Annotated in this window: 10 protein-coding genes; 6 read left to right on the plus strand and 4 right to left on the minus strand. The window is 73.7% G+C overall.

All coding sequences use genetic code 11. From position 1 onward, the window contains the following. Window positions 1-125: 125 nt before the first annotated feature. From MCAG_RS07425 to MCAG_RS07450, 6 genes are all read left to right on the plus strand, one after another. Window positions 126-1,355 carry a CdaR family transcriptional regulator gene (locus MCAG_RS07425; protein WP_007072345.1) on the plus strand — a complete coding sequence of 410 codons (1,230 nt, stop codon included), beginning with the start codon at window positions 126-128 and terminating at the stop codon, window positions 1,353-1,355. A gap of 107 nt (window positions 1,356-1,462) precedes the next feature. Continuing rightward, window positions 1,463-2,629, plus strand: coding sequence for an acyltransferase domain-containing protein (locus MCAG_RS07430; protein ID WP_007072346.1), 1,167 nt, complete (start codon window positions 1,463-1,465; stop codon window positions 2,627-2,629). Next, window positions 2,626-3,570 (plus strand): beta-ketoacyl-ACP synthase III, encoded by a 945-nt coding sequence (locus tag MCAG_RS07435; protein WP_007072347.1) that lies wholly within the window; start codon window positions 2,626-2,628, stop codon window positions 3,568-3,570. The genes MCAG_RS07430 and MCAG_RS07435 overlap by 4 nt, the downstream gene beginning before the upstream one ends. Window positions 3,571-3,655: 85 nt before the next feature. Continuing rightward, window positions 3,656-3,895: an acyl carrier protein gene (locus MCAG_RS07440; protein WP_007072348.1), complete on the plus strand. Its 240-nt coding sequence runs from the start codon at window positions 3,656-3,658 to the stop codon at window positions 3,893-3,895. Between the two features lies 1 nt (window position 3,896). Continuing rightward, complete coding sequence (gene fabF / locus MCAG_RS07445) at window positions 3,897-5,123, plus strand: beta-ketoacyl-ACP synthase II (RefSeq protein ID WP_007072349.1); 1,227 nt, start codon at window positions 3,897-3,899, stop codon at window positions 5,121-5,123. 594 nt (window positions 5,124-5,717) lie between these two features. Beyond that, window positions 5,718-6,434 carry a bifunctional 2-polyprenyl-6-hydroxyphenol methylase/3-demethylubiquinol 3-O-methyltransferase UbiG gene (locus tag MCAG_RS07450; protein ID WP_007072350.1) on the plus strand — a complete coding sequence of 239 codons (717 nt, stop codon included), beginning with the start codon at window positions 5,718-5,720 and terminating at the stop codon, window positions 6,432-6,434. A gap of 96 nt (window positions 6,435-6,530) precedes the next feature. Here MCAG_RS07450 and MCAG_RS35625 read toward each other — a convergent pair whose 3' ends face one another. The 4 genes from MCAG_RS35625 to MCAG_RS07465 all read right to left on the minus strand — a co-directional run bounded on the left by MCAG_RS35625 (window position 6,531) and on the right by MCAG_RS07465 (window position 9,515). Beyond that, window positions 6,531-6,662 carry a hypothetical protein gene (locus tag MCAG_RS35625; RefSeq protein WP_255348979.1) on the minus strand — a complete coding sequence of 44 codons (132 nt, stop codon included), beginning with the start codon at window positions 6,660-6,662 and terminating at the stop codon, window positions 6,531-6,533. Window positions 6,663-6,730: 68 nt separating this feature from the next. Further along, window positions 6,731-7,987, minus strand: coding sequence for a lyase family protein (locus MCAG_RS07455; RefSeq protein WP_007072351.1), 1,257 nt, complete (start codon window positions 7,985-7,987; stop codon window positions 6,731-6,733). A 56-nt stretch (window positions 7,988-8,043) separates the two neighbouring features. Further along, complete coding sequence (locus MCAG_RS07460) at window positions 8,044-8,256, minus strand: hypothetical protein (RefSeq protein WP_007072352.1); 213 nt, start codon at window positions 8,254-8,256, stop codon at window positions 8,044-8,046. 95 nt (window positions 8,257-8,351) lie between these two features. Continuing rightward, on the minus strand, window positions 8,352-9,515 hold the full coding sequence (locus tag MCAG_RS07465) for an ROK family protein (protein ID WP_007072353.1): 1,164 nt from the start codon (window positions 9,513-9,515) through the stop codon (window positions 8,352-8,354). Window positions 9,516-10,205 lie beyond the last annotated feature (690 nt).

The following is a 10,205-nucleotide window of genomic DNA, read 5'->3' on the forward strand; positions in this document are numbered from 1 at the left end:
CCCTGCCCGCCCCGCCGTCGGGAGCAGCGCCGGAGTCGTCGCGGGGCGGTGGGGGGTGAAACAAAAGTCCCCTTCTCCACAGGGGGCGTTAACCGGGGGTCCCTGCCTTCTGCGAGGCTGGTGGGGTGAGCGAGCCGGGCGGGATCGAGTTGTCGGCCACGCTGCGCCGGATCGAGCGGGCGGCGGGGGCGCTGGCCACCGCCAGCGTGGCCCGGATGGACGAGACGCTGCCCTGGTTCCGGGCGCTCCCGGCCGACCAGCGGTCCTGGGTCATGCTGGTGGCCCAGGCCGGCGCCCAATCACTGGTGCAGTGGCTGCGCGAGGGCGGCGGCACGGCGGACAGCACCCAGGAGGTCTCCGACGAGGTCTTCGCCACCGCCCCGCAGGCCCTGGCCCGCTCGATCAGCCTCCAGCAGACGGTGGCGCTGATCAAGGTGACCATCGACGTGGTCGAGGAGCAGGTCGGCACCCTCGCCGCCGAGGGCGAGGAGCAGCAGCTGCGGGAAGCGGTGCTGCGTTTCTCCCGGGAGATCGCCTTCGCCGCCGCCCGGGTGTACGCGCGGGCCGCCGAGTCGCGCGGCTCCTGGGACGCCCGGTTGCAGGCCCTGCTGGTCGACGCGCTGCTGCGCGGGGACTCCCCGGACGTGCTGGCCAGCCGGGGCGCCGCGTTGGGCTGGTCGGACGCGCCGCCGGTGGCGGTGGCGGTGGGCCGTTCCCCCGGGGGCGAGGTGGCCGCCGTGCTGCACACCGTCTACCGGCTGGCCCGGCGCATCGGCGTCGAGGTGATCGGCGGGGTGCACGGCGACCGGCTGGTGATCGTCCTCGGTGGTGCGGCCGACCCGATGACGGCCACCGGGAAGCTGCTGCCCGCGTTCGGGGAGGGGCCGGTCGTGGTCGGGCCGGCGGTGCCGAGCCTCGACGAGGCGACCGACTCGGCCCGCGCCGCGCTGGCCGGGTTCCGTGCGGCCCCCGCCTGGCCGACCGCGCCGCGCCCGGTGGCGGCCGGCGACCTGCTGCCCGAGCGGGCCCTCGCCGGGGACGCCGAGGCCCGTCGCCGGCTGCGCCACGACGTGTACGCGACGCTGGCCCGGGCGGGCGGGGAGCTGTTGGAAACCCTGGACGCCTTCTTCACGGCCGGCGGTACGCTGGAGAGCGCGGCCCGGGCCCTGTTCGTGCACCCCAACACGGTGCGCTACCGGCTGCGGCGGATCGCGGACGTGACCGGCCTGTCGCCGCTGACCCCCCGGGACGCGTTCGCCCTACAGGTGGCGCTGACCGTGGGGCGGCTCGACCCGGTGGTTCCCGTCGTGGCACATCAGCCGATAACGGCCTCAAGTCGACAAAGTTCCACCTAACCACGATCACGGTCACCTATTCCTGTAGGTTTCCTCCAAAGGTTCTAGTGCGGTTTGGTGGCGGCCGGTAACACCGTGACCGACGAGTATCCGGGAGAGTCATAGACGTGCTCGCCGTACTCTCACCGGGACAGGGTTCCCAGAAACCCGGCTTCCTGACACCGTGGCTCGCCCTGACCGGGGCCGAGGCACGGCTGCGCTGGTGGTCGGCGCTGGCCGGCGTCGACCTGGTCCACCTGGGCACCACGGCCGGTGCCGAGGAGATCCAGGACACGGCCCGGACCCAGCCGCTGCTGGTCGCCGCGGCGCTGCTCGCCGCCGAGCACCTGCCGATAGACGACGTCACCCTCACCGCCGGGCACAGCGTCGGCGAGTTGGGCGCGGCGGCGCTGGCCGGGGTCCTGTCGGCCGAGACCGCGATCACCCTCGCCGGGCTGCGTGGCCGGGAGATGGCCGCCGCCTGCGCGATCGAACCCACCGGCATGGCCGCCGTGCTGGGCGGCGACACCGACGAGGTGCTCGCCGCCCTCGACGCGCACGGGCTGCACGCCGCCAATCGCAACGGCGCCGGCCAGATCGTCGCCGCCGGGTCGATCAGCGGGCTGGACGCGCTCACCGCCGCCCCGCCCACGAAGGCCCGGGTGGTCCGGCTGAAGGTGGCCGGGGCGTTCCACACCCCGTACATGGCCCCCGCCGAGGCCACCCTGGCCGGGGTGGCCGCCGGGATCACCCCGGCCCGCCCGGCCCGGATCCTGCTGTCCAACCTCGACGGCGCGGCCGTCGACCACGGCCGGGAGATGGTGCAGCGGCTGGTCCGTCAGGTCACCTCGCCGGTGCGGTGGGACCTGTGCATGCGCACCCTTGCCGACCTCGGCGTCACCGGGGTGGTCGAGCTGCCGCCGGCCGGCACCCTGGCCGGCCTGATCAAGCGGGAGCTCAGCGACTCGCTGCCCGAGATCGTCACCCTGAAGACGCCGGACGACCTGCCCGCCGCGCGCGCGCTGATCGCCCGACACGGGGCGGCTGCCCGCCCTGCGCCGACCACCCGGTTCCGGGTCGTGACGGCCACCGCCCCGGGCGCCTTCCAGCCGGCCGAAGGGCTGGCCGAGGGCGAGTCGCTGAAGGCTGGCCAGGTCATCGGCCACATCGCCACCGGGCAGGGCCCGGTCGAGGTGACCGCCCACGACAGCGGCCTGCTCACCGAGTGGCTCGCCCACCATGACGCCCCGGTCGCGCCGGGTCAACCGCTCGCCCGGATCGGGGGTCACTCATGACAGGTAGCCGGATTCTCTCGCTGGGGCACTACCAGCCCTCCCGGATCGTCACCAACGACGACATCGCCCAGTTCGTCGAAACCAACGACGAGTGGATCAGGGACCGGGTCGGCATCGCCAGCCGCCGCATAGCCGGCGACGAGACGGTGTCCGACATGGCGGCGGCCGCCGCCGGGAAGGCGCTGGCCAACTCCGGCCTCACCGCCGCCGACATCGACCTCGTCGTGGTCGCCACCTGCACCTCGATCGACCGCAGCCCGAACGTCGCCTGCCGGGTCGCCGCCAAGCTGGGCATCACCGCGCCCGGCGCGTACGACATCAACACCGCGTGCTCGGGCTTCGCGTACGCGCTGGGGACCGTGGACCACGCGATCCGGGCCGGGGCGTCGCGCAACGCGATAGTCATCGGCGCGGAGAAGCTCTCCGACTTCACCGACTGGACCGACCGCTCCACCTGCATCATCTTCGGTGACGGCGCCGGCGCCGCGGTGGTCACCGCCACGGCCGACGGCGAGCCGGCCGGGGTCGGCCCGGTCGTCTGGGGCTCGGTGCCGGACAAGAGCGACGCCGTACGCATCGAGGGCTGGCGACCGTACGTGAAGCAGGAGGGCCAGACCGTCTTCCGCTGGGCCACCACGGCGCTGGCCCCGCTGGCCCTACAGGCCTGCGAGCGGGCCGGCGTCGCCCCGTCCGAGTTGGCCGCGTTCGTGCCGCACCAGGCCAACTCCCGGATCATCGACGGCATCGCCAAGCGGCTCGGCATCCCCGACGCGATCATCGCGAAGGACATCGTCGAGTCCGGCAACACCTCGGCGGCGAGCGTGCCGCTGGCGCTGTCCAAGCTCATCGAGCGGCGAGAGGTGCCCTCGGGTGCCCCGGTGCTGCTCTTCGGCTTCGGCGGTGGCCTGACCTACGCCGGTCAGGTCGTCCGCTGCCCCTGATGTCCGGCCCCCACCGGGGCCGTTCGCACGCCGCGCGGCACGCGCCGCCGGCGAGTCCACACCCATGGAGAGGAACGCACCAACCATGACCCGTGACGAGATCACCGCCGGCCTCGCCGAGATCCTCGAAGAGGTTGCCGGGGTGAACCCGGACGACGTGGCCGAGGGCAAGTCCTTCACCGACGACCTCGACGTCGACTCGCTCTCGATGGTGGAGGTCGTGGTCGCCGCCGAGGAGAAGTTCGGCGTCAAGATCCCCGACAACGAGGTGCAGAACCTGAAGACCGTGGGCGACGCCGTCAGCTACATCGAGGCGCAGTCCTGACATGAGTCGCTCCGACGTCGTCGTCACAGGGATCGGCGCGACCACCCCGCTGGGCGGGGACGTCGCGTCGACCTGGGACGCCATGCTCGCCGGCCGCTCCGGGGTGAGTCCGCTCACCCAGGAGTGGGCGGCGCAGCTGCCGGTTCGTATCGCCGCGCAGCTCGTCGTCGACCCGTCCGAGGTGCTGGACCGGGTCAAGCTGCGCCGGCTCGACCGCTCCGAGGCCATCGCGATCATCGCGGCCCGGCAGGCGTGGGCGGACGCGGGCCTCGCCGACTCCGGGCCGGACCCGGAACGGCTGGCCGTCAGCGTCGGATCCGGCATCGGCGGGGCGACCACCCTGCTCGCCCAGGACGACATCCTGGAGGCATCCGGCCCGCGCCGGGTGTCGCCGCACACCGTGCCGATGTTGATGCCGAACGGCCCCGCCGCGTGGGTGGGGCTGGAGGTGGGTGCCAAGGCCGGGGTGCACGCCGTGGCCAGCGCCTGCGCCACCGGCGCGGAGGCGATCGCCCTCGGGCTGGACATCATCCGCTCCGGCCGGGCCGACGTGGTGGTGGTCGGCGGCACCGAGGCGGTCATCCACCCGCTGCCGATCGCCGGGTTCGCCTCGATGCGCGCCATGTCCACCCGCAACGACGAACCCGAGCGGGCCTCCCGCCCGTGGGACAACGGCCGGGACGGCTTCGTCCTCGGCGAGGGCGCGGGCGTGCTCGTGCTGGAACGCGCCGAGCACGCCGCCGCCCGGGGCGCCCGGGTGTACGCGCGGCTGGCCGGCGCCGGGATCACCTCCGACGCGTACGACATCGTGCAGCCGCACGCGGAGGGCGAGGGCGCGATCCGGGCGATCAGGAAGGCCATCGCGGACGCGGACATCGCCCGGCAGGACATCGTGCACGTCAACGCGCACGCCACCTCGACCCCGGTCGGTGACATGCTGGAGATCGGCGCGCTGCGCGCCGCGCTCGGCGACCACCCGGTGCTCACCGCCACCAAGTCGATGACCGGTCACCTGCTCGGCGCGGCCGGCGCGTTGGAGTCCATCGCCACCATCCTGGCCATTCGCGACGGCGTCGTGCCCCCGACGATCAACCTGGACGACCCGGACGCCGGGTTGGACATGGACGTGGCCGCGCACAAGGCGCGTCACCTGGAGATCCCCGCCGCGCTGAACAACGCGTTCGGTTTCGGCGGACACAACGTGGCGCTCGTCTTCACCCGCCCCTGAGTGCGAAGGAAGGGCTCCCTGTTAACGCTTTCCGCATAGCAGGGGGCCCTTTTTAACGCCCCGCCACGCCCGCCGCCGGCGACGCCCGGTTCCGTGGAACCCGCTATCACCCGTGGAGCGCCCTCGGCCGCACTGCTGCTCGGGCTCGTCGCGGGCGCGAGCGAGCGCCGGCATCACCGTCAACAGCCGCTCGCACGACGTGCGCGGGCCGGAGTACGCCGACGCGGAGCTGCACGCCCACGCCGACGGACCGGTCCGGGCGGCTGCCACGGCAGCTGCTGCGGATGCTGGCCGCCGGGGTCACCGTCCCGTTGTCGTGCGACGCCAACTCGCTCGCCCCGATCGACATGTTCGAGTCGATGAACGTGGCCTGAAATTTGGGCATCCGGTGGGTGGGCACGGACAGCGCCGCGCTGCCGCCGGTGGTGTTTCCAACCGGCGATCGAGATGGCCACCATCAGCGGCGCGAAGGAGCTGGGCCTTCGGCGCCGCCCTGTGCCGGCTGCTGCCGGTCGGTGAGAAGGGGCCCCTTGTCTACCGAAAGCGTTAACAGGGGGCCCTTCCTTGCTCAACTGGGGCGGTTAGGGTGAGGCCGTGGAAGCAACCGAGATCCGCAAGCTCGCCGCCTTGGAGGACACCCACTGGTGGTACCGGGAGCGACGCGTCCTGCTGGCTCGGGCGCTGCGCCGGCTTGCCGCCGCCGGCCACGCCCCCGGGCGCGCGCTCGACGTCGGCGCGGCCGGTGGCGGCAACACCCGGGTGCTGCGGGCGCACGGCTGGCGGCCGGTGGCGCTGGAATACAGTGCGGAGGGCGCCGGGGTGGCCCGGGAACGCGGGCTCGACGTGATCCGGGCCGACGCGCGGCGCCTGCCGCTGCCCTCGGCGAGCCTGGGGCTGGTCACCGCGTTCGACATCCTGGAGCATTTCGACGAGGACCACCTGGCCGCCGCCGAGATCCGCCGGACTCTGCGCCCCGGCGGGGTCGCGCTGATCGCCGTGCCGGCCGACATGGCGCTGTGGTCGGCGCACGACGTGGCGGTGGGCCACGTCCGCCGGTACGACCGGCCGTCGCTGCGCGCCGTGGTGGAGAAGGCCGGGCTGGTGGTCGACGAACTGTGGAGCTGGAACGTGCTGCTCCGCCCGGTCGCCGCCTGGCGGCGGCGCAGCTCCACCGGCAGCGACCTGGACGACGTGAACCCGCTGGTGAACCTGGGGTTGCGGGCCGTCGTCACCGCCGAGCGGTACCTGCCGGTGCGGGCGCTGCCCGGGGTGTCGCTGATGCTGCGCGCCCATCGCCCCGCCGACGACTGACCGGCCAGGTTCCTGCGGGTCCGGGCCGTCGACGGGGACACCCGACCGGGCCGCCCACGTTCACCAGGCCGCCCGCACTCACCGGGCCGCCCGCACTCACCAGGCCGCCCGCCTGGCGGCGACGGCGTCGAGCGCCTCGTCCGCGGCGGCCAGCCGGTCCCGTACGGCGGCCAGCCGGGCGGCGACGGCGGCGAGGGTGCCGCGCAGCGCGATCACCTGGTTGCGCACGGCGCACCTGCCGGGGCCGTCGACCTGCGCCCGGTCGAGGACCAGCTCGGGGTGGACGGCGGCGGCGATCAGGTCGGCGATCGCGTCCTCGTCGAGCCGGTCGGTGATGCCCTTGCGCCGAATCGCGGACCCCCTCGGGGGTCCAGGTGCCCGGCGCGCCGGCGCGGACCAGCCGTCCGACAACCGAGTGGGCGGCCCGGAACGGCACGCCGTGCCGGGTCAGCGGCATCCGCGGCGACGGCAGTGGTGGCCCCGGACGCCACGATCTCCTCGCGCGACGGCGGCTCCAGCGGCTCGATCTCGGCGAGGAAGCCGCCGAGCAGGGCGAAGAACCGGTAGGTACGGTCGTTGCTCTCCCAGAGCCGCACCTGCACGTCGGTGGTGGCGTTGTTGGAGTCCTCCCACCAGGCCGCGCCGACGTTGTTGAGCACGCTCGCGGCGTCGGCGGCGGTGGCGCCGGCGTAGGAGACCAGGTGCTCCAGCACCACCGGGTTGCGCTTCTGCGGCATGATGCTGCCCTGGGTGAAGTCGCCGGGGGTGGTCACCCAGCGCCAGGTCAGCCAGTCCGTCAGGGTCCGGGCCAGCCGGGCCCCCGTGGCCAGGGACCGGGCGTTGAGCGTGCCGACCCGGACCAGGTGGTCCGCGCCGGCCACCGCCTCGTACGAGTTGGTGACCAGGCCGGCGAAGCCGAGCAGCTCGGCCACCCGGGCCGGGTCGATGTCCAGGTCGGTGCCGGCGAACGCGCAGGAGCCCAGCGGCGAGATGTTGAGCGCGTCGATCAGGTCGGCGTACGCGACGGCCTGACCCGCGAGGGCCTCGGCGTACCCGGCGAGGGCGTGGCCGATGGTGGTGGGCTGGGCGGGCCGGCGGTGGGCGTATCCGGTGATCACCACCTCGGCGTACCGCTCGGCGGCGGCCAGGGCGGTGGCCCCGGTGGCGAGCACCCGGTCGAGAACCCCGGTGAGCTGGTCGCGCAGCAGCATCCGGAACACCCCGGCGTCGAGGTCGTTTCGGCTGCGGGCCATCTGCACGTCCAGCTCGGACGCCGGCACGCCGCAGGCGTCGGCCAGCCGCTTCTCCAGCAGGTGGTACGTGTCCTCGAAGGTGCCGTCGAACTCCGGCGCGGGGCCGGTGTCGGCGCGCAGCTCCGCCAGCCCGCGCAGCAGCCGGGCAGCCCGCTCGGCGGGAATCAGCCCCCGCTCGGTCAGCATCACCACGTGCGCCTGGCTGGCCCGTACCATCGCCGCGAAGAGGTACCCGACGTGGTGGTCGTATGTCGGCCGCAGGTGGTGCCGCTGGTAGGTGGTCAGCGCGGATGTGCTCATCAGGGGTTTCTGCTTCCTTCCGGGCCGGGCGCGGCGCTGCTCGCCGCGCCCGGACGTCAGCCGGTCGTGGTATCCAGGCCGAGCAGGCGCTCGGCGTTGCCGGCGAAGATCGCGCGCAGGTGATCGTCGGGCAGGCCCAGCTCGGGACAGATCCCGAGCTGGTCGTCGAGGTAGCGGGTGACGTGGCCGCGCGGGAACCACGACGAGTCGCGGCCGTAGACGACGTGGATGTTCGGGCAGTTTCGGGCGGCGAAGAGGAGTGCCTGCACGTGCTAGACGCCGAAGGCGAGGACCGTGGCCAGCGCACCGGCGAGGAGAAGGTGACGTCTCATGGGTACCTCCGTGGGGTTCGGGTTAGGCGGAGCTAGGGGGCGGGAAGCAGGGTGGGCAGGCCGGCGGCGGCTGCGGAGAGGGCGTAACTGACCGCGCCGTGCAACACGGCCCGGTCGCCGAGCACGGCCCGGCGTACCTCGGTGGCGCTCGGCGCGGCGGCGGCGACCAGGGCCTGGAGCCGCTCGACGGCCGGGTCGTCGAGCTGGGCGGCGGCTCCGCTGAGCAGTACCCGGCCGGGGTCGATCACGCAGACGCAGGTGACGATCAGCCGGGACCACGCGGTCAGCACCTCGTTCAGGTACGCGGCGGCCCGCTCGTCGGCGCGGGCCAGCTCGACCAGGGCGGCCACCGGCGCGTCCGGTCGCCGGCCGGGGGCCAGGGCCACCATCTGCTCGGCGACGGCGTTCTCCGACCAGCGGGCCTCGAACGGGCCGACCCTGTCGTGCCCCCGATCGGCCGGGTCCAGCGGCAGGAAGCCGACCTCGCCCGCCGCTCCGCCCGCGCCGCGGCGGACCTGGCCGTCGAGCACCAGTCCCGCGCCGATGCCGTCGGCGACGTGCAGCAGTAGCAGGTCGGCGACGTCGCTGCCGGCGCCGACCGCGTGCTCGCCGGCCGCCATGAGGTTGACGTCGTTGTCCACCACCACCGGCACCCCGAGTTGCTGCTGCACCGTCTCCCCTATCGGCCGGCCCTCCACGAGGCCGACCGAGGGGGCGAGCCGGACGACGCCGCCGGAGGAGACGCCGGGCGCGGCGATGGCGACCCCCCGCAGCGCCGGCAGGCCGTCGCCGGCCAGCTCGGGCACGGAGCCGCAGATGGTGTCGATGATGTCGCCGGTGAGGCGGACGGTCCGGTGGGCGACCACCGTGCCGTCGCTGTCGGCGATCTCGCAGCTGAGCCGGGACGGCTCCAGCGAGACGGCGGCGACCAGTTCGGCGCGCGGGTTGAACTCGAGCATCGCCCGGGGGCGGCCGGCGCGGGACGTCCCGGGTCCCCGCTCGATGAGGTAGCCCTCGGCGATCAGTTCGCGCACGAGTGGGGTGAGCGTGGCGGGGCTCAGGCCGGTGAGCTCGGTCAGCTCGGCGCGGGAGAGCATTCGCACCTGACGGGCGGTGGAGATCACGGACAACCGCTTGATCTCCTTCGACCGCTCCCGGCTCACCGGGCTCGTTGGTGGTGTCACCACGTCAGTCACATTTCCTTCCTACGGAGAACGAACTATTGAGTCAAGTAACGAAAGCGTCTCGGACTCCCGAGGGGCACCTTCAGGAGCAGCGAAAACGGCCCCTCCGATACCGGTGTCGGGTTCGATCCGTGCGACCGCACCAACACCAAGGGGACGTAGACCGGGCTGAATTTGTTCCTCTTACAAAGAAAGAAGGACTTTGCAAAGCATTGATGGGCCGCCGCGCCGGTCCCTGCCGTCACCGGGCGAAGGCCTTCCAGTGTGTACGGACGTCCACGTCGCCGCTGTACCCGGTGACGGCTCCGCGCCACTGCCGTACCCCGACGACGAGGCCGGCGGCTCGCCGCCATGGGGCAGGGGAAGGAGCGGCATGGCGCCAAGGCCGGCGTCGTCACCATCACCCGGGGCGAGGGCGGCGGCAACGCCGTCGGCCTCGAAGAGGGCCACCGCTCGGCATCATCCGCGCGCGAGGAGCGCAGCGCGATCGGCCGGGCCGGGCCGGGGTGGAGAACCTCGACAACCTCGACCGCCACCGGCTCCGGCGCGGGGTGCCGTACCGGCCGGCAAGGAACGGGCCGCCCGGCCCCGGCTACACCCCGGCGGCCCGGCAGCCCGGCGCCCCGGTGTTCCCGGAGATCGCCGCGCTCAGTGTGCGCAGCCCGTAGACCATCGCCCAGTCGGCGGTCGACGGGGTGGTGT

Source organism: Micromonospora sp. ATCC 39149, from assembly GCF_000158815.1.
Taxonomy (GTDB): Bacteria; Actinomycetota; Actinomycetes; order Mycobacteriales; family Micromonosporaceae; genus Micromonospora.

Excerpts from the sequence above, each read along its gene's own strand:
- MCAG_RS07435 (WP_007072347.1), top strand. The coding sequence starts at position 2,626 with ATGACAGGTAGCCGGATTCTCTCGCTGGGGCACTACCAGCCCTCCCGG.
- MCAG_RS07440 (WP_007072348.1), top strand. The coding sequence starts at position 3,656 with ATGACCCGTGACGAGATCACCGCCGGCCTCGCCGAGATCCTCGAAGAG.
- fabF (WP_007072349.1), top strand. The coding sequence starts at position 3,897 with ATGAGTCGCTCCGACGTCGTCGTCACAGGGATCGGCGCGACCACCCCG.
- MCAG_RS07455 (WP_007072351.1), bottom strand. The coding sequence starts at position 7,987 with ATGAGCACATCCGCGCTGACCACCTACCAGCGGCACCACCTGCGGCCG.